Annotated in this window: 16 protein-coding genes and 5 pseudogenes; 6 read left to right on the forward strand and 15 right to left on the reverse strand. The window is 66.3% G+C overall.

Annotated elements, in window-relative coordinates:
- Positions 1-67: 67 nt before the first annotated feature.
- Positions 68-654 (reverse strand): annotated as a pseudogene (locus AC1UKG_RS19900) (ISL3 family transposase); the annotation flags it as partial.
- Positions 655-829: 175 nt separating this feature from the next.
- On the opposite strand from AC1UKG_RS19900, the gene AC1UKG_RS19905 reads away from it, so the two are divergent.
- Positions 830-1,273 (forward strand): type II toxin-antitoxin system RelE/ParE family toxin, encoded by a 444-nt coding sequence (locus tag AC1UKG_RS19905; protein ID WP_482642956.1) that lies wholly within the window; start codon positions 830-832, stop codon positions 1,271-1,273.
- Complete coding sequence (locus tag AC1UKG_RS19910; protein WP_029123370.1) at positions 1,227-1,544, forward strand: helix-turn-helix domain-containing protein; 318 nt, start codon at positions 1,227-1,229, stop codon at positions 1,542-1,544. The genes AC1UKG_RS19905 and AC1UKG_RS19910 overlap by 47 nt, the downstream gene beginning before the upstream one ends.
- A gap of 79 nt (positions 1,545-1,623) precedes the next feature.
- Here AC1UKG_RS19910 and AC1UKG_RS19915 read toward each other — a convergent pair whose 3' ends face one another.
- Both AC1UKG_RS19915 and AC1UKG_RS19920 read right to left on the reverse strand, forming a co-directional pair.
- Complete coding sequence (locus AC1UKG_RS19915) at positions 1,624-1,866, reverse strand: type II toxin-antitoxin system RelE family toxin (RefSeq protein ID WP_018732983.1); 243 nt, start codon at positions 1,864-1,866, stop codon at positions 1,624-1,626.
- Positions 1,863-2,162 (reverse strand): type II toxin-antitoxin system Phd/YefM family antitoxin, encoded by a 300-nt coding sequence (locus AC1UKG_RS19920; RefSeq protein ID WP_188115270.1) that lies wholly within the window; start codon positions 2,160-2,162, stop codon positions 1,863-1,865. The genes AC1UKG_RS19915 and AC1UKG_RS19920 overlap by 4 nt, the downstream gene beginning before the upstream one ends.
- A 1,189-nt stretch (positions 2,163-3,351) precedes the next feature.
- On the opposite strand from AC1UKG_RS19920, the pseudogene AC1UKG_RS19925 reads away from it, so the two are divergent.
- Positions 3,352-4,213 (forward strand): annotated as a pseudogene (locus AC1UKG_RS19925) (IS5 family transposase).
- Between the two features lie 68 nt (positions 4,214-4,281).
- Here the strand turns inward: AC1UKG_RS19925 and AC1UKG_RS19930 are convergent.
- The 6 genes and pseudogenes from AC1UKG_RS19930 to AC1UKG_RS19955 form a co-directional block, all read right to left on the reverse strand.
- Positions 4,282-4,776 (reverse strand): DUF4265 domain-containing protein, encoded by a 495-nt coding sequence (locus AC1UKG_RS19930; protein WP_155253954.1) that lies wholly within the window; start codon positions 4,774-4,776, stop codon positions 4,282-4,284.
- A gap of 98 nt (positions 4,777-4,874) precedes the next feature.
- Entirely contained in the window at positions 4,875-5,120 is a 246-nt protein-coding gene (locus tag AC1UKG_RS19935; protein WP_482642955.1) for an HNH endonuclease, read from the reverse strand.
- Positions 5,121-6,199: 1,079 nt separating this feature from the next.
- The gene (locus AC1UKG_RS19940) at positions 6,200-6,628 is read right to left on the reverse strand and encodes a hypothetical protein (RefSeq protein WP_051418990.1); all 429 of its coding nucleotides are present in this window, start codon (positions 6,626-6,628) and stop codon (positions 6,200-6,202) included.
- Positions 6,629-6,691: 63 nt separating this feature from the next.
- Positions 6,692-6,982: a polymorphic toxin type 24 domain-containing protein gene (locus tag AC1UKG_RS19945; protein ID WP_482643219.1), complete on the reverse strand. Its 291-nt coding sequence runs from the start codon at positions 6,980-6,982 to the stop codon at positions 6,692-6,694.
- Positions 6,983-7,004: 22 nt separating this feature from the next.
- Positions 7,005-7,091, reverse strand: a pseudogene (locus tag AC1UKG_RS19950) (polymorphic toxin type 24 domain-containing protein); the annotation flags it as partial.
- An 844-nt stretch (positions 7,092-7,935) separates the two neighbouring features.
- Positions 7,936-8,019, reverse strand: a pseudogene (locus tag AC1UKG_RS19955) (polymorphic toxin type 24 domain-containing protein); the annotation flags it as partial.
- A gap of 250 nt (positions 8,020-8,269) precedes the next feature.
- Between AC1UKG_RS19955 and AC1UKG_RS19960 the strand changes: the two are divergent.
- Positions 8,270-8,410: a hypothetical protein gene (locus AC1UKG_RS19960; protein WP_482642954.1), complete on the forward strand. Its 141-nt coding sequence runs from the start codon at positions 8,270-8,272 to the stop codon at positions 8,408-8,410.
- A gap of 18 nt (positions 8,411-8,428) precedes the next feature.
- On the opposite strand, the gene AC1UKG_RS19965 is transcribed toward AC1UKG_RS19960, so the two are convergent.
- On the reverse strand, positions 8,429-9,682 hold the full coding sequence (locus AC1UKG_RS19965) for an MFS transporter (RefSeq protein ID WP_482642953.1): 1,254 nt from the start codon (positions 9,680-9,682) through the stop codon (positions 8,429-8,431).
- Positions 9,683-9,754: 72 nt separating this feature from the next.
- Between AC1UKG_RS19965 and AC1UKG_RS19970 the strand changes: the two genes are divergently transcribed.
- Positions 9,755-10,660, forward strand: a complete 906-nt coding sequence (locus AC1UKG_RS19970) for a LysR family transcriptional regulator (protein ID WP_018743435.1) — start codon at positions 9,755-9,757, stop codon at positions 10,658-10,660.
- A 57-nt stretch (positions 10,661-10,717) separates the two neighbouring features.
- Here the strand turns inward: AC1UKG_RS19970 and AC1UKG_RS19975 are convergent, their stop codons facing one another.
- The 5 genes and pseudogenes from AC1UKG_RS19975 to AC1UKG_RS19995 form a co-directional block, all read right to left on the reverse strand.
- Positions 10,718-11,419, reverse strand: coding sequence for a cation efflux transmembrane domain-containing protein (locus AC1UKG_RS19975; protein WP_018743436.1), 702 nt, complete (start codon positions 11,417-11,419; stop codon positions 10,718-10,720).
- Entirely contained in the window at positions 11,416-11,829 is a 414-nt protein-coding gene (locus tag AC1UKG_RS19980) for a metalloregulator ArsR/SmtB family transcription factor (protein WP_196230525.1), read from the reverse strand. The genes AC1UKG_RS19975 and AC1UKG_RS19980 overlap by 4 nt, the downstream gene beginning before the upstream one ends.
- Positions 11,830-11,835: 6 nt before the next feature.
- Positions 11,836-13,211: pseudogene (locus tag AC1UKG_RS19985) on the reverse strand (adenylyl cyclase); the annotation flags it as partial.
- 82 nt (positions 13,212-13,293) lie between these two features.
- Positions 13,294-14,148 carry an alpha/beta fold hydrolase gene (locus tag AC1UKG_RS19990; protein WP_018743438.1) on the reverse strand — a complete coding sequence of 285 codons (855 nt, stop codon included), beginning with the start codon at positions 14,146-14,148 and terminating at the stop codon, positions 13,294-13,296.
- Between the two features lie 157 nt (positions 14,149-14,305).
- Positions 14,306-15,580 carry a hypothetical protein gene (locus tag AC1UKG_RS19995; protein ID WP_018813817.1) on the reverse strand — a complete coding sequence of 425 codons (1,275 nt, stop codon included), beginning with the start codon at positions 15,578-15,580 and terminating at the stop codon, positions 14,306-14,308.
- 453 nt (positions 15,581-16,033) lie between these two features.
- Between AC1UKG_RS19995 and AC1UKG_RS20000 the strand changes: the two genes are divergently transcribed.
- On the forward strand, positions 16,034-18,091 hold the full coding sequence (locus AC1UKG_RS20000) for a DNA topoisomerase IV subunit B (protein ID WP_018743440.1): 2,058 nt from the start codon (positions 16,034-16,036) through the stop codon (positions 18,089-18,091).
- Positions 18,092-18,125 lie beyond the last annotated feature (34 nt).

The raw sequence follows: 18,125 nt of genomic DNA on the forward strand, positions 1-18,125 counted from the left end.
TCCAACGGCGTGAACAGTCAACTAGTGGTTCCGAATTGCGATAGGAATTCATGTCGGCTCTACGAAATTAGCGGGAGTTGAGGTGTCCTCGGGTTCGTTGGGTGGTGGCGCAGCGGGTGCGTAGTCGCTGGTTGACGGGGTTGCGGAAGCCGTAGGCGTCGCGGGCGACGGTTTTGATCACTCGGTTGGTGCCTTCGGAGCCAGCGTTGGTGATGCCGGTGTGGAGGAAGGCGAGGATCTGGGGCCACCAGGTCTGCACGGTGGTTGCCAGGCGGGTGAGTTCGGGCAGTTCGGCGTGGGTGCAGCGGCGGTAGAAGCGGTAGAGCAGCTCGGCGACGCGTTCGCGATTGGGGTTGACGCGGGCCAGCGCGAGCAGGTCGAGCAGGTCTTCCTTGGCGTTCCAGGCGGCCAGGATCGGCGCCCCGATGCGTGCCGGCAGCGCGGCGAATTCGGCTTCGAGGTCGTCTACGTGCTCGGCGCGCATGCGGGCGGCCGATCGGGTCAGCCGGTTACGCAGTTCCCACTCGCGGTTGCCTTTGCGTCCGCGTCGGCTGCGGACCTGCACGGTGACCCGGCGGCGGACTCGGTGACGGTGGCGTTGGCCAACTGCACGAGGTGGAAGTGGTCGACGACGAGTTGGGCGTGCGGCAGGATCAGGGTAAGGGGGTCTTTGAGTAGACCTTTGACCACTGTCTTACCATTTATTGGGCCGGGCGCACGCGCTACAGCTGTTCCGGCTCCGCGCGCGCCCACCATGGCCATGCCGCCAACCAAGAGCAAGGCCAACCTACATGCGACGCCCAGAGGGCGGGCTCACCAGCAAGCCGAAATGGCCGTCATCGTCCAAGAATCTCAATCTTCACCTCCGCCGAACCTGAAGAGGGATATGGTTTTAGGCATCTCTACCGGATTGCCCCGACTGTCAGGGTCGTTAGAGCTGCCGCTCCTATGTCAGTTCCCATGCTTATCGTCCGCCGAAGCCGGTCCAGGACTCGGCCGGCCACTGGTCGACACGATCCACGGCTCCACCCTCGCCAACCTCAAAGAGTTACGCCCCGGCACCGTCCGCATCCTGTTCGCCTTCGACCCATGGCGCGACAGCATCCTGCTCGTCGCCGGAGACAAGGCCGGACGATGGCAACAGTGGTACACCGAAGCGATTCCCCTGGCCGAGCAACGCTACGAGATCTACCTCATGGAACGCGCCAAGGAGGAGGCCGACAGCCATGAACGGCTACGCACGCTGGAGCGGCATCCGCACCACCCACGTTGAACGCGCCGGCGGCGAACAAGCCGTCGAAGACGGCAAACAGGAACTCCTCGCCACCGTCGTCGGACACCGACTCGCCGAGGTGCGCCGCACCCGCGGCCTGACCCAACAGCAGGTCGCCGAGCGCATGGGCGTCACCAAAGGCCGCATCTCCCAGATCGAACAAGGCAAGATCTCCGGCCAAGACATCGTCGCCCGATACGCCACCGCCCTCGGCGGACGCCTCCACCAAGCCATCTACTGCGACGACGGCAACATCACCGCCATCGTATAGCCCAACCAACACGCCAAGATCGGGCCGGCTCAAAACTGCTCTACAAGAACATCATGGTGCCTCGCGCACGCGCTACGGCCTACGAGTAGACGTCCTTGCGATGTCCGACGTCATGGACGGTCAATTCGTCACCGTCGAGGCGGTAGAGCACCCGGTAGTCACCGACCCGCAACCGACGCCCGGATCCGTCCCGCATCTCGGTCGAGTTCTGCGGCGCAGGATCGGAGACCAGGCCGAGGATCGCGCTCAGGACGGTCAGGAACACGTTGCGGGGCTGCTTGTGCAGCCACACCAGCACATCCCGGTCGATCTGTACCTTCACGCCGCCGCACCACCGGCCCGGTCGGCCAGCAACGCCTCCACCTCCCGAGGATCCACCCCGAGCGACTCCAGTGCCGCCGACAACGGCACGAACTCACCCTCAGCACGGGAACGAGCAATCACCGCAGCATCCCGACGATCCCGGAACGCCTCGATCTCCTCCCACTCGTCGATACCGACCAAGACGGCCACGGGCCGCTCGTACTTCGTGATGACAACCGGCTCACCGGTGCGCTCAACCCCGTCCAGCACCCGACCCGCCCCATCACGGAACTCCCGCAACGTAATCCTTGTCATACACCATACCGTACCACGCGGTACCATGCGGACCTGGAGGAAACGTCGCAGCCCCGAGACCCCGGCCAAGCGACCCCGCCGTCGACGGAGCCACTGGGCCCAAAATGGCTTCACCATGACGATCCCCTTGCGGGTCAACCGACGCTATGGCATCCGGGGATCAGCCGCCATGCCGCTACGCGGGGTGGACCCGAGCAGTCATGCCGCCCGCATCAATCTGTATATCCGCATGTGCATCGTTGTCTTACAGTAGCCCTGACAGCAACCCACGCGTATAATCACGCCCCTCGGCGCACACAGGAGTGACACCAATACGTCGAGTAATGATGCCACTCCTGCGGAGAACTGATTATCTAGCGGGCCGGACTATAGCGACCGATCGCTCCCTTGATGCCGAGGCAGATCGCCTCAGTCGAGCCGAAGTCAAGCCCGGCCCCTCAAGATGTATGAGACACGCAGTGTGTGAAGAGTTCCTAGGGAAGCCGGAAGATCCCCCATTCGGTAAGCGCCATTTCAGCCACCCGCTTTGCATGCGACTCAGTTTCCAACTCCCTGTCTGGCCCTAGCCCAGCATCGGCCTCAAGGGGCGGAGTTGCCAGGATGGTGGGTGGCGCTCCGTCATTTCGCAGGTTGCGCACAACTTGCGACTTTCCGACCGCTGGACTGCCGCCATGGCGGCTGTGGGCAAGGATGTAACGCATGACCTCGGCATCACATTTCTTTGCGACCTCCGCCATGGAGCCAACCTGAGTTCTACATGGGGAAAATCGCCGAGCAGCTGAGACACCTCAAGCAGCTTGCGTTCGTTCGAAGATACGATATCGATCTCATCGATTTTATAACTAGCAGCCGATCCCAGTGCTCATGCCAGTCATGATAGCCGCCCGAGCTTGTCCAGCGCTTCGGGTGGCAGTGCAACGCCGCCGTCCACAACATCGGCCGTATGCGACATGATGCTGCTTGTCTGACTGGACGTTTGCTTCATCTTCGGGCCGGTAATGACCGATTCGCGCCTCGACCTCGATAGCGCGAGATGCCCGACCCGACCTAGACAGAAGACATATCGGTGGACATAGGCCTAACCGGTTTCAGCGGATATCACCCCGGGTTCGTGTCTGGTTCACTGTCATCCCGCACTGACGGACATGACGTCCGCCAGGTCAAGGCCCCGACACCGTACGCCTGCTTCATGACCGAACGGCGCCCCTATCCGTCCGACCTGTCCGACGCCCGCTGGACCCTCATCGCACCCCGCCTAACCGCCTGGCGGCAAGCCCGCACCGACGCCGGCGCCAACGGCCGTACCCCCACCCACGACCTGCGCGACATCTTCAACGCCATCCTCCACATCAACCGCACCGGCATCGCCTGGCGCTACCTACCCCACGACTTCCCGCCGCACCACACCGTCTACGGCTACTTCGCCGCCTGGAGCAAGGAAGGCATCTTCACCGAACTCAACTACCAACTCACCGGCCTCGTCCACGACCACCACGACCGCACCATCACACCCACCGCCTCCATCATGGACAGCTAGAGCGTGAAACCTCCACCAACGTCCCACTATCCACACAAGGCCCAGACGCCGGAAAGAAAATCATCGGCCGCAAACGCGGCATCATCACCGACACCCTCGGCCTCCTCCTCGCCGTCACCGTCACCGCCGCAAGCACCAGCGACAACACCATCGGCATCAACCTGCCCAACCAGGCCACCACCACCTACCCCACCCTCACCAAAACCTGGGTCGACACCGGCTTCACAAACCGCGTCATCGAACACGGCGCCGCACTCGGCGTCGACGTCGAGACCGTCACCAAAACCCCCCAGGCCAAAGGCTTCAACGTGGTCAAACGCAGATGGGTCGTCGACGCACCATCGGCTGGCTCATGCACCACCGCCGACTCGTCCGCGACTACGAAGCCCGACCCGACAACTCCGCCAGCATGATCACCCTCGCCACGATCGACAACCCCGCCAAACACCTCACCGCCGAAACCACCCCAACCTGGCGAGAACCACTACAACCACAACAAACACAAAATACGTAAATCAGACGTCCTCTGACACGGGCGGCGGGCGCCAACTCAAGCAGTTTGCTGATCGCCGACGCCACTAGTTACTGATGAAACGGCTCAACATCGCCCCATTCCCAATAAACCTTTTCTTCAGCAGCGACATGTTCAATGGTAGGCCAAAGACGACCAACCTCACGGCCTAGCGGCACGTCGATGGCGACGTGTCTATCGCCACTCCACTCAGATATCAGGGCATCATCGATGATGCCCTGAGTAATCGAACTACGCAACTCGCACGACTCAGAAACAGACAGCGAAGGCGTCAGGAAGACGCGGAGCACGCGATGACCGGAAGGACTGAGCACTTCAATTATATGTTTACCTTCGGAGTCGAGCCTTACCGCATCATTGAGCGCTAGTCCGTAAACTCGAAATGGAATACACGAGACCTCGTATCCATCTCCGTCGAGGGGTCTTAACCAGATCTGCTCCAGAGAGCCGGCGAAGCCATAAGGCTCAAGATTCACCATCGCCAGATAGTTTGAGCTGGCACGCCCCACGGGAGATTCATGAACGATGTACTTCGTAACGGACACGTCCTGACCAACTTTCACCAAAGCTGCGTCCCCGACGCTGACACCTCAACGTCGGGGGCGCGCAGCCACTACCGAATCTTTAGGTTACCGCACACTGGCTACCACCAAGGCGGAGGGAATGGGCCGGTGTAATTTGGAGGAGGATTAACAGGCTGACCCCGAGCACCCATCGAACTATTACAGAAGGTGCACGCTGGCGTGGTATTCGCGTCCGTTAGGTCCCCGCCATGGACCCGCGGTTCGACGTGGTCGACGCTTCTGGCCGGATTAGTGCAACAGTAGGAGCAAAGGGGTGTTGGCAAACTTGGGTCAGCATCAACGCCAATATTGTAATCCTCTAACATGCTTGGCGGAATTCGCTTCCCAGCCCCGGGCCCCCACTGGAACCAGCCGGAATATCGTAAATTGGGGGGCCGCCGGGGCCATATCCAATGGAGTATTGGTGTTATGTACGAGTACCGGCGTGTTGCCGGCTATCACATAGTACGTGTGGCATGTTCACGGCAAGCACGGAGAGTGACCTACGGCGGCATGCCGTTGACCTGGACTTTCATCGACCGCAACAGCGTCGGTCCTCGGCCGAGGACCTGGTTGACGGCAACGGTGACGGCAACACGGACAGACGCCAGCGCACGCCGCCGCACATCGAAGGGCCCGGCAGGTCGACCATTGGACGTCGTCGACACATCTCCTGGGACAGCCGGCCCAGGCCGCGAGCGACGACCCATGGGCGGCGCGAGCGTACGAGGCCGCCCCTCCGGCATCAAGGGCGCTACGCGTCGCCCTGCGACCGCCCTACGGGCGTCCCTTGACCCCGGAGACCACTACGGCCCCGCAGACGCCGACACCCCACCGGGCAGGCAACTGGCGGCACCCCGCCCGCCACCGCGCCACCCAGCCGCCAGCAAGTCGATCAGAACACCGAGCACCGACTACGGGAGGGAGCTGGTCCAAATTTGCTCTAAATAGTCAAGAACGGCCCGGCCGAAGCCGGGCCGCGCGCACGCGCTCAAGGCCTACGGCCCCGCGTGCACGCCCACCAACACCGAACCGCCCATCAACACGCGGCCATCTGCGGCGACGCAGGGCCGTGACGATCGCTTCGCGGGTCAACCAACGGCCAGCAACCGGCGATCGACGCCGAACCGCTACGCGGCACGCCACCGAAGATCCCATCACCTACGGCCGACCTGCAACCGGACCGGTGGGCACCAATCGACGTCTAAAGATGCGAGGCAAATCTTGACGGCAACCGTGACGGCAACCCGAACAGACCACGGCAGACCTCGACACCCCACCGTCACGCACAGTGATCGTCATCAGTAACCTCCGGACGGTCACGTAGCAGCATCCCCACCAATCTCATCGGGAAAGACCGACACAGGCAAGCTCCCGTCCCTACCTATGTGCCTAATACTTGCGATCACAGCCCTTCGGATACCAAATTGCGAAGCTCTTCTGCCGCGGGCTTCACCGTCTCATCTTCGTCGGCGGAGAGCTGTCCTACGATCTCCATCATGGTATCGGCCGTCTCGGAATTCATGCTCGCGGCATACATGGCGCCATTCAAGCAACTGACGAGATGATCTATATGATTTGTTTCAGTCGGCATTTTCGCAGCTACCGTCCATGCGCGCGCAAATATCCGCCAAGACGCGAGATCCCCCCGACCCAAAAGCGCGTCGGCCGTGGCGGTGGTTACAGCGGTGTCCTTCGGATCCAATACCAACTGAAGGACAACTGCATCAACCATAGGCTCCCCGATGCGAGCGACAAGCCCCTGGCCAGCCCGACTACGGTCCTGCCAGGACTGCGACTCAGCTAGCAGAAGGAGGTCGTCTACATCAGTCATTTCGCTACTCCACAATCCGTGGCGGATTCTCATTCAAATCTTAAAAACCGAAGGAATTGCTTATCAGAAACCACAGGGCGGTTCTCCCACTGGGCCTGCACCCGAAAACGCTTCACCCGTTTCCTGTACAAATACCTTTCCGGTCTTCGGATTTGTGTTTTCGCGATAAGGCTGCCAATGAGGAGTCTCTACACCGCCATGTGCGGCACCGAAAAGATCTACTCGATACCGAAGGTTCCCCCTCTCGTTATACACACCCCAGTCGACAATAGCGCCGCCAGCCCCTCGCCGATAGAGGACACCGTTCTCAGGGCCGCCACTTGTAGGTACGCGACCTTGTCCATTCCCGCGAATTGCTCCACGGGTTCAAGCTGTCGCCACCCTCGTTGTGGACGAGGACCGGGGTGTTGCCGGCGAGCACATAGTACGTGTGGATGTCGGCTACGGTAAGGTCGTAGACCATGGAAAGTTTCCTCGCAAACGGCGTCGATTCGGCGTTGCCCCCATCAGGCGCACTTTCGATAACCGCGAACTAACCTGCTATACGTCGAAGTCCGAGGGAAACACCAAATGTTGCCCCCCTCGCCTGAAGAGCCGCCACGCCTCAGATGGGCTGCCGCTAGCCGGAAACGCCTCTATCGCTACCCGATCCGATAGGTCTACACGCAGATCACCCGACTTTGTGATTCTTACATCACGGACGACGAGCGGGGATGACTGGGTTGCCTTGACAATACGATCAGCGACAACATCGAAGGCAGTTACGGATTCCTTTTCGGAATTGCGACCGATAGGATCGGTCATGACCTCACGGGAAGGCAGGGCGTCATTGGACCCAACCAAAATACGACCCCCTCTCGTCAGCCTAAAAGGACATTGCGCATGAATTGCGTACTCACTTCCCGTACGAGAGGCCCCCGTATCTGATTCAACCCAGGCCACGTCAGCCCCAAAGGAGAACACTCCCATATTCAGGGCCCTGCCAATGCCTGACAGACCGAGGCCGATCATCGATCGGATCAGTTCGGCGGCTTCCGACATTCAGCACGCCCCCCACCAAAACGTCCCACGGCCTCGTCAACAATTTGGTGATAGCCGTATCCCTGCTTAGTGATCGCTTCGTGCACCGATCGCCTATCAGCTGGCGAAAGGGCCCTGCCGATCTTCCTCTCAGCCTCGCGAATCGCATCATCGAACGATTTATTTTGAACTTGATTTCCGCGGGGGGTACGATATCCATCGTCATCCGCGTCTCCGGCGTTCCAGTCCGGTTTAGGACCCCAGGCGGGATTCCAGCTGTCATCTCCCCCTCCCGTATTGTGTACGAGTACCGGCGTGTTACCGGCTATCACATAGTACGTGTGGAGGCCGTCAACGGTGAGGTTGTGCACTCGTCCCTGGCAGGGAGCTTTGGTGATTGCGGTGATCTGGATCCAGGTTCGGCCGAGGCCCGCAGCCCATGCGGGGCTTGAATTGCTCGCGGCGACCGGTCCTGGCCTCGCGCAGCCGGTTCGGGTGTGCTCAGCGGTGGAGATAGCCGGTCCGGGCGAAGCCCCGGGGCGAGGGAGCGGCCTTGGCCTGGCCCGGGGCCAGGAGGGTCACCGTGGCGGGTCACGGGCGTCTGAGGCCAGATGGATCCGGGTGCGCAGCCGCCATCGGATCCCCGTCAACGGCCTGTCGGTGTTCGTGCCGTTGTCCGCCCGCACGGCGCAGGCGCAGGCGCAGGCGCAGGCGCAGGGCGCCAGGATGGACCTGGCCCGCCGTTCATCGGTGAGGTCGTGACCACATGGCACCTGAAGGTCAGCAGACGGCCGTGCGGGCATCCGCTTTCGACGGCTTGCTGGTGACGGGTCTCCAGGACAACCCGGCCGCGCCGACTGCGGCGGCGATCTGGAGGAGCCCGGTGGCCAGGAGTACGGCCTCAGATCCTGCCCAGCCGATCAGGGCTCCGCCAGCCAGCAGCCCCAGGGAGGTGCCTCCGGAGTGCAGGACTGTCTCTGCGGTGAATGCCGCCCGGCGTTCGGGGCCCTGGGTCTGCTCGCTGATCAGAGCGTTCCGGGCGGCGATCCCCCACGGCATCGCGGCTCCGCCCACTGCGGCCACGGCGGCGACACCGGTCAGGCTCGGTGCCACCAGTGGCAGGGCGACGAACACGGCCCCGAGCACGACCCAGGAGGACAGCATCGCCGTCATCCGCGGCAGACGGTCGATGACCATTGGCACCAGCAGGGAGACGGCCACGGATGCGGCCCCGTACCCGCTCATGCCCGCGGCGATGAGTGCGCCAGGCCGGTCGTGCTCGACCCCGAGCACGGCCAGGCCCAGGCTGAACCCGAACCAGCACACCCCGCCAACCCCAGCCATGAGCGCGCCGGTCGCGATCTGCGGGTGGGAGCGGAGCACTGCCAGAGCAGAGACTGGCCGTCCCGGCGTGGCCGCTTCCGGACCGCCGCCCTGGCCTTCGTGCGGTATCGCGCTGCGGGCGGGGACGGCCAGGAAGGCGATCGCGGCCAGGGCGGCCACCGCGGTCTGGCACCACAGCAGCGCGCTCGCGCCCAACATGGTCACGGCCCAGGCCCCAGCGGGTGGGGCGAAGATCATCGAGACCCGGTGGGCGAGGTCCTGCCGGGCCAACCACTTCGCTGGCCCGGTCCTGCCGCCACGGGCGAGGTGTTCGTCGGCGAGGTCGGCGACCAGGGATCGCTCGGCCGGGCCCAGCAGTGCGCCCGCGACCCCGGTCACCAGGCCCGAGGCGCACAGCGCGACCGCCCCGACCTGACCGACCAGGGAGGTCACGGGGACGATGGCGAGCCCGGCGGCGTGCACACCTGCCACTACCGCCAGAGCTCTCCCATCGGTGAGGCGCTCCCGCAGTCCCCTGCCCCACCAGCCCACCGTCAGTAGGGGTAGCCCGGCCATCCCGCCCACCAGCCCCGTGGTCCAGGCCTGTCCGGTCTCCTGCAGTGCGACCAGGGGCAGGGCGACGGCGGTCATCCTCGTCCCGACCCAGGTCACGAACGTGATCACGGTCAGTAGCAGCAGTCCTCTCCGCACGCACCGATCCTCAACCGCCCTCCGCCGACCGGGTAGAGATCTCTTCGCGTGGCTGGCTCATACGCTGGGGGCATGAGACCCAGCCTGAAAGCCGAGGACCTGGTGCTGGTCGAGGCCGTGTCCCGGCACGGATCGGTCGGGGCCGCGGCCAAGGAACTGCTGACCACCCAGCCCTCGGCCTCGCGTCGGCTGGCCGCGCTGGAACGCCGCCTGGGGATCAGGTTGTTCGAGCGGGACACGACCGGGGCCCGCCCGACGCCGGCCGGGCGGGAGCTGGCCCGGCGAGCCGTACGCCTGCTGGCTGACCTCGACGCCCTCCCCGCCCAGCTCGCCGCCGCGATGCAGGCCCCGTCGTTGAGCTTGGGCACGATCCAGGCGCTGGCCCCGATCGTGTTCACTGCCGCCCGGATCGAACTCGCGGGCGTGACGCTTCAGGCTGAGGTCGAGCACGGCCCCACCCTGATCGGCCGGGTCCACCAGGGCCTGTTGGACGCGGCGATCGTCACGATCGCAGACCAGGCCGTCCTGCCCCACGGCCTCCAGGTCACCGGGATCGGGATCTCCCCGTTGGTCCTCGTCCTGCCCGCGGACACCGCACCCCTGGCCGTCGGGAGGAGGGCATTAGCGGGAAGGGAAGTGCTGTACTCCTCTATTGATCTGGCCGGTGAGCACCTGCACGCAGGGTTGTCCGGGCTCGGTGCGCTCCCGCAGCCGGGCCCCACGGTCGAGGCCACCCTGCGTATCGCCCGGCACCGTAAGGTCCCGGCCGTGGTTCCCGACCTCGCGGCACGCTGGTGGGATGACCGCACCGACCGCCTGCTGCCCTCCCCGGTGCCGGGGAAGGTCGTGCTCTCGCTGGTGACCAGACCCCCGCAACCATCTCATCTGGCACAGGTGCTGCCTGCCCTGACCGCGCGGATCCTGAGCTCCCCGCGGGACGCACGGGGCGGGCCCGAGCTGGGTGTGGCCCGCCGGTAACGGCGGCCCGGCAGCCGCTCGTCCCTGGCCTGCCGGGCACGCGCACCGCCGGAGCGGCTACGACTGGGGTGTGGCCGCGTCGGATTGGCACCCGTCGGCGCAGCTCGGTGCCGGGTCAGCGGTGGTGCGGGTGGGCGGCCCGCAGTCGTCGCACTGATCACCCCGCCACGCCGCGATTCCCTCCCGTACCGCGACGGCCGCGATGGCGAGCGCGGCGATGGGGTCTGCCCAGGACCAGCCGAGCCCGGCGTTGAGGAGCAGGCCCACGAGGAGCACCGCGGACAGGTATGTGCAGAGCGCGGTCTGGGTGGAGTCGGCCATGACGGTGGCCGAGCCGAGTTCCCGGCCGGTACGCCGCTTGGCGCGAACCAGCAGGGGCATGACGATCAGCGAGGCGACGGCGAGGCCGATGCCGACCGGGCTGGGGCTGGCGTCTCCGTCGCCGAGTAACGCGCGCCCGGCGTCGACGGTGATCCAGGCGGCCAGGGCGAAGAAGGAGACACCGATCAGTCGCAGCGCCAGCCGTTCCCGCTCCTCCGGCACCCGGGAGCGGAACTGCCAGATCACCACGGCCGCGCTGGACACCTCGACGAACGAGTCGAGGCCGAAGCCGATCAGTGCGGTGGAGGAGGCCGCCGCGCCGGCGGCGATCGCGACCAAGCCCTCCAGGAGGTTGTATCCGGCGGTGGCGTAGGCCAGCCAGAGGCTGCGGCGGGACAGGAGCGCACGCCGCTGGGGGGTCAGGGTGGAGGTGGTCACGCGTCGTCCCCTCGATCCGTGGACGAGCCGTATGTCGGGCAGAGGGCGACGGCTTCGCCGGTGGCGGCGAGGAGTTGTTCCGCCGAGCGCAGCAGGGCGGGCAGCTCGGGCCGGGCCAGCGCGTAGAACGACTGGCGACCCTCGACCCGGAAGTCGATCAGTTGACAGTCCCGAAGGCAGGAGAGGTGTTTCGAGACGGTCGACTGCGCCAGTCGCAGCTCGCGGGTGAGGTCCACCACCCGGGCCTCACCACGGGTGAGCCGGTGCAGGATGGCCAGCCGGGCCGGGTCGCCGAGAGACCGAAACAGTGCGACGGCCGGTGTGAGCCCCGAAGGGTGTGCCTTCGTTGAGGGTGCGGGTGCCGTCGAGGAACCAATCGTCACGCAGCGATGATAGCACTGCTGGTGCATCACTCTGTTCACGGTCATCACGCGATGGAGCTGCACTCCCGGGCGGTCCGGTACCTCGAATCCGTTTTCGGTATGGATCGACGGGTTGTTTCGGTTGTACACGTACACCCCGCCGCCGTAGAGCGTGTGGTGCCGTACCCGGTCGTTGACCTTGTAGCCGGCCCAGCCCTGCACCTCGCCCTTCATCCAGTCGGCCTGCGTGGGCGGGTCGTAGGGCAACTCGTTCTGGTAGAGGATCGTGGTGCCGTGCTCGCCCCGCCACACCCAGGTGTGGTCGATCAACACGTCGTCGGCCTTGACCTCCAGCGCGGTGTGGGTCCGGCCGATGTGGGGCCCGCCGACCCGGAAGTACACGTCCGACAGCGTGATCGGGTTCTGTGGCGTGCGGTGGTGGCGTCCGTGCCGGTTGCCGACCCGGAGCAGCACCGGCGACTCGTGGAGCCCCGCGTCGATGGTCACCCCGGCCACCACGACGCCGGGAACACCGGCGACGTTGAGGGGTGTGGCGCCCTCCACGGCGGTCAGGGTGGCGTGCCCCAGCCCGAGGACGACCGTGCCCGGCCGGCGGATCTCGATGCTCCGGGCGATGTCGTACCGGCCGGGGGTGAGCAGGAGGTGCTTGCCCCGCGCCAGCTCCCGGTTGATCGTCTGCACGGAGTCACCAGGACGCGCGATGCGGAGGTCGCGGATCGGAATGGTCCGACCGGGGGTGCGGCCCGTCGCCCAGGAGACGCCCCGGGTGTCGCGGCGAGCAGTCGGCACCCGTACCTGGTAGTGGCCCCGATCGTCGACGAAGAGGTACGGCTTCTCCCGGCTCAGCGGGGTGGTGTCGAGCGTCGTGTACGGCGGGTCGGGGAGCTGTCGTCGGCCGGTGCGCCGGCAACGCCCGTGAAGACCTGGTTCCAGACGCCGTTGGACCAGCTGTCGATCTCGCTGTTGCGGGTCAACCACTGCTGTTGCGAACCGTTGACGACCTCGGGGAGCCGGGAGTCGGCGATGAAGCCGCCGCTGGCGTACTGCGGACCGGCGGTGCAGTAGTCCATCAGGGACAGGGTGCCGCCGCTGACATCGAGGCGGCGCATCGACACGGCCTGCGACACCGCCCAGAAGTTCGCCGAGGAGCGGCAGTCGTCCTGCCCGGCGGGGTCGATGCGCAGTGCCGGGTTGGACAGGGTGCGCCAGAAGTTGACCAGCGCGAGACAGTTGCTGGTGCCCTCGTCGTCGAGGCAGCGGTTGTAGACCTCGATCTTTCCGTTGACCTGGACGTCGGTGGGGGTGGCGCCGAGGCCGGAGACCTGGGTGTAGTAGCCGAGCTTGACCTGCAACGGCTGGTCGGCGCTGCCGTATTCGCCGGGTAGGAAGAGGTAGGCGTGCCGGTCTGTTCGCCCGGCTCGGAGGAGCTCGCCGCACCCCAGCCGAGAAGAGATCTGTCCCCTCGCGGCCGGGGACAGACCTCTTCTCGGGCTACCCCTGGGTCGCGAACTGGGCGATCCGGGCGGCCAGCGGGGTCGCTGCGGTGCGCGTCCAGCTGAAGTGGTCGAGCGGGCTGCCGCCCGGCTCGGCCCCGTGGCGCTCGCGGGTGATGGGAGCGCTGGTGAGTTTGGCGCAGAGGTGGTCGATGGTCTCGTGCGGGGTGTACTGGTCGTTGTCCACGCTGACCGCCAGCACCGGTGTGCGGAGGTCGCGGAGCGCCGCCTCGGCATCCACGCCGGCCAGTCGGGGAAAGCGCCCGGTGCGGGCGGTGTAGGCCCAGTCCCGGACGACCCCGCGCGCCAGCCGCCCGCCGAAGCCCCAGCCGGGCCAGACCCCGAGCAGTCGGGTGGCGACCGCGATCGTCTGGGAGAACGGGAGGACGCCGTAACCCCGCGGTCCGGGCGGATAGCTGCGCCACCAGGGGAGTCCGACGGCGACCAGGGCCAGCCCGTCCACATCGTGCCCGGGGGTCAGCGCCAGGTGCAGCAGGGCCGTCTGGCCGCCCAGGGAGTGTCCGAGCAGGAGAGTGCGCCGGCCGTTTCGCTGTTCCTTGAACGCCGCCAGCACCGCGCCGACATCGGTGGCCAGCTCCGCGTACCCGTAGCGGCAGCGGCGACTCGGGCGCGGTGTGCTCGCTCCGGTGCCGCGGAGGTCGGCGACCGCGACGGCGAGCCCGGCGGCGCGGAGCGCGGTGGCGAACGGGCGGTAGTACCGGGCGGGGACGCCCATGGCGGGGGAGATCAGCACCAGCGGGGCGTCGGCGGTCTCCGCCGGCTCCGGATAGATCTGCAGACCGAGGCGGGCTCCGTCGACCTCGACGAATTCTTGCTGGTATTCCGCATTCACCAGCCCAATCTACGGGGTGAATCTACCGACGAGTAACCAATCGGTGACTGTCGTCACGTCGATCTGGTCGGGCTGGCGTCGGTGCACCGGGAAACACAGACGCCTCACGGATCCGATCGGTGCGCGGATCCGCGAGGCGTCGGGGTGCGGTTAGGGGTCAGCTCACCGTGATCGCGCCGGTCGGGGAGCGGACGCAGGAGACCTCACGGGCGCTCGTGGCGGCGGCGCCGGTCAGGCACTGCCCGAGCGCCAGGTGACCGGCGGCGTTCGGGTGCCACGACTCCTGGCACGTCTGGAAGTGATCCACGCAGGTGCCGGCGATTCGGTTGATGTCGAGCTTGTCTGCCCCTTCGAGGCTGGTGACGTAGGTGCCGGTGGGCCCATCCATCAGCCGAACGGCGGTGGCGAGGGCGTTCTGCGGACCATCTGTCGTCTCACAGAGCCGGGCGCCGTCGAAGGCCTGCTGCACGTTGAGTAGGACCACGTCGGCGTTGGGGAACTCGCTGGTGACGTCGGTGTGGACCTGGCTCACCATTGTGCCCAGACCCTGCGAGAAGCGGTGGCCGGGAGCGATGCTGGCGCGGTGGATCGGGCACCCGGCGGCGTACCGTTCGCGGCCGAGGTCGCGGAACTTGTCCCGCGTGTCGTCCCGGTTGTCCTCGGTCCAGTAGGCCTGGTCCAGCTGCTCCGGCAACGGGTTCGTGTAGTCCTGGAGGACGACCCGGTGCTCGCCGTCGGCGTCCACCTCGGCGAGCGTACTGAGGACCTGCCGCACGGCGGCGTTGGTCTCCGCGGTCGCCGCGGCGAGCTCCGCGGCGGTTGCCAGGTCAGCGTCGGAGCAGGGATCCTGTTCCACCGCCCAGGGGTGCGCCCAGAACTCCCACCAGCCGATCCAGGCGTCGGAGATGAACCGGGTCGCGCACTTCTCGGCCACCGTGCCGAAGGTGAACGAGCTGTTGTTCGAACCGACGCCGATGAGGACCAGGTCGATATCGTGGGTTTGGGCCACCGCGCGGAGCTGGTCGAGCTGGGCGGCGACCTGGCGCCCGTTCGCCCGGTCGGCGGAGGCGTTGGCGATGTCGGCCGGCTGTCCGCCGGAGCAGGCGAGATTGAAGCGGTTCTCGATGCCGGGCAGGTCGGCCCGGTGGAGTGAGGCGTTCGCCGAGCGGTGGCAGAAGTAGGCCGCGCTGTTCGGTGCGGACCATCCGGGGAAGGTGCTGGTCTCCCCGTTGATGTCGACCACGGGGGTGTACGCCCCGGCGCCCTCGCCGCTGACAAAGCTGTCTCCGAGCGCTACGGCAGCGGTGGGTGGTGCGCCGGCCGGAGCGGTGAGCGGTGTCTCGGCCAGAGCCGGCGATATGACTGTCGCAGAGAATGTGGTCGTGGCGACGGCGATGCCGACGGCCAGGACGATACGACCCAATCTGGACATGTGATGATCACCCCTATCGAGATATGGAAGATCGACTGGAAGTGATCAAATCAGCCATCGATAACAGTGTCAATACTCACTAGTAACAAATCTCACGGCCGTGGGTTTTGTGGTGAAAAATATTCGTCGATCTCGTGGTGATGGGGGTGCTTGGCCGGGCCGGGCCGCTCCCGATGGGAGCGACCGGACGCGCCTGCGCGCCCGGGGCAGGATGCCGGCCCGCTCGGGGCCCACGGGTGTCGGCTCCGGCGTCGCCGCACTCGGGGACGCCTGTCGCCTGGGTCACGGCCGGAATCGTTGGACGGCCCCGACCCGTTACTCCGGTTGTGGCCGGGCGAACGGGCCCAGCGGGGCCCGTCGGGGCCTACGGCTAGGCTCGCTGCGGCGTGCCGCACCGGCCCATACCTGTCGTGCGTGGCACCATACCCGCCGAGACCTGGGGAGTACGACCAGTTGACCGCAGAGCCTGAGACCCTGTATGAGGCCGACGACCTCACGCATCTCGAGGGACTGGACGCTGTCCGTAAGCGTCCGGGGATGTACATCGGCTCGACGGACAGCCGTGGCGTGGGTCACCTTGTCAACGAGATCCTCGACAACTCCACCGATGAGGGGGTCGCCGGTCACGCGACCTCCATCGAGGTGACGCTGCACGCCGACGGATCGGTGCAGGTGGACGACGACGGCCGCGGCATCCCCACCGACGTGCACGCGAAGTCCGGAATATCGGGGGTCGAGCTGGTGCTCACCCGGCTGCACGCCGGCGGCAAGTTCGGCGGCTCCGGCTACAAGACCTCCGGCGGCCTGCACGGTGTCGGTGCATCGGCGGTCAACGCCCTCTCGCGCCGGTTCGACGTGACGGTCCGTCGCGGCGGCAAGATCCACACGATGTCGTTCCGGCACGGGGTGCCGGGCGCGTTCGGCGGCGACGGGCCGCAGGCGCCCTTCACGGCCGGCCCGGGCCTGCAGGTGATCGGTGCGGCGAAGCGTCAGCAGCGCACCGGCACCTCGATCCGCTACTGGTACGACCCGCGCTACTTCGAGGTCGGCGCCGCGCTGGACGCCGATGCCGTACGGATGAAGTTGCGCAACACCGCCTTCCTGGTCCCCGGGGTCAGCTACCTGCTGCGGGACCACACCGGAGCGGAGCCGGTGGAGGAGCGGTTCCACTACCCCAACGGTCTGACCGACATGGTGGACTTCCTCGCCCCGGCCGGTGACCGCCCGGTCTCCGGTACCCTGCTGGTCCGCGGCGAAGGGGCGTACCGGGAGAACGCCGCCGACGCCAACGGCGTGATGCAGTCCAACGTGCCGCGTCGCGCCGAGGTGGAGGTGGCCTTCCGGTGGGGCACCGGGTACGAGCGGACCGTGGAGTGCTTTACCAACACCATCCGCAATGCGCACGGCGGCACCCACCGCAAGGGCTTCGAGCGGGCCCTGACGCGGACCCTCGCCGAGGCGATCCGAAACACCCGCGGCCTGCTCAAGGCCAAGGAGGATCCGCCCACGCTGGACGACATCCTCGAGGGCCTGACCGCGGTCGTGCACGTGCGCGTCCCGGAGCCGCAGTTCACCTCCCAGACCAAGGACGAGCTCTCCACCGCCGGTATCACCAAGGTTCTCCAGCGCCTGGTCGAGCAACACCTCAAGGCCTGGCTGGAGGAGCGCAAGACCAAGACCGAGGCACGGACGGTCCTCCAGAAGATCGCCGATGCCGCCCGGGTCCGGCTGACCCAGAAGCAGCAGAAGGAGGCGGCGCGGCGCAAGACCGCCCTGGAGGGCGCGTCGATGCCGGCGAAGCTGGTCGACTGCCGGTCCACCGGGGTGGAGCGCAGCGAGATGTTCATCGTCGAGGGGGACAGCGCCCTCGGCACGGCGCGGTTGGCCCGCTCGTCGGAGTACCAGGCGTTGCTACCGATCCGCGGCAAGATCCTCAACGTGCAGAAGGCGAACCTGCAGCAGGTCCTGGACAACGCCGAGTGCGCGGCGATCGTGCAGGTGTTGGGGGCCGGGTCGGGGCGCACCTTCGACCTCGCCGCCGTGCGCTACGGCCGGGTTCTGATCATGGCCGACGCCGACGTGGACGGCGCGCACATCAGGACGCTGCTGATCACGCTCTTCGCCCGGTACATGCGACCGTTGATCGAGGCTGGCCGGCTGTACGCGGCGATGCCGCCCCTACACAAGATCACCACAAAGGGGCGCAAGCCGCAGACCATCTACACCTACACCCAGGAGGAGATGGAGGCGACCGTCCGGCGGCTGGAGCAGTCGGGCAAGCAGATCGTCACTCCGATCCCGCGGTTCAAGGGTCTGGGTGAGATGGACGCCGACGAGTTGTGGGAGACCACGATGAACCCCGCCGGCCGGGCGGTCCGTCGGATCACCCTCGAGGATGCCGAGGAAGCCGAACGGATCCTGGAACTGCTGATGGGGGAGAAGGTGGAGCCCCGCCGGAACTGGCTGATCGCCTCCGCCGACCGGGTTGACCGTGAGGCGATCGACGCATGAGACCCGGACCGGCCGCGGTTCGCGCGGGCACCGG

It is taken from the genome of Salinispora sp. CH2A1_6 (assembly GCF_056820975.1).

Bases quoted from the DNA above. Each gene is read 5' to 3' on its own strand.
- AC1UKG_RS19995 (WP_018813817.1), bottom strand. From the start codon at position 15,580: ATGTCCAGATTGGGTCGTATCGTCCTGGCCGTCGGCATCGCCGTCGCC.
- AC1UKG_RS19910 (WP_029123370.1), top strand. From the start codon at position 1,227: ATGAACGGCTACGCACGCTGGAGCGGCATCCGCACCACCCACGTTGAA.
- AC1UKG_RS19940 (WP_051418990.1), bottom strand. From the start codon at position 6,628: ATGACTGATGTAGACGACCTCCTTCTGCTAGCTGAGTCGCAGTCCTGG.
- AC1UKG_RS19980 (WP_196230525.1), bottom strand. From the start codon at position 11,829: ATGCACCAGCAGTGCTATCATCGCTGCGTGACGATTGGTTCCTCGACG.
- AC1UKG_RS19935 (WP_482642955.1), bottom strand. From the start codon at position 5,120: ATGTTAGAGGATTACAATATTGGCGTTGATGCTGACCCAAGTTTGCCA.
- AC1UKG_RS19970 (WP_018743435.1), top strand. From the start codon at position 9,755: ATGAGACCCAGCCTGAAAGCCGAGGACCTGGTGCTGGTCGAGGCCGTG.
- AC1UKG_RS19920 (WP_188115270.1), bottom strand. From the start codon at position 2,162: ATGACAAGGATTACGTTGCGGGAGTTCCGTGATGGGGCGGGTCGGGTG.
- AC1UKG_RS19905 (WP_482642956.1), top strand. From the start codon at position 830: ATGGCCGTCATCGTCCAAGAATCTCAATCTTCACCTCCGCCGAACCTG.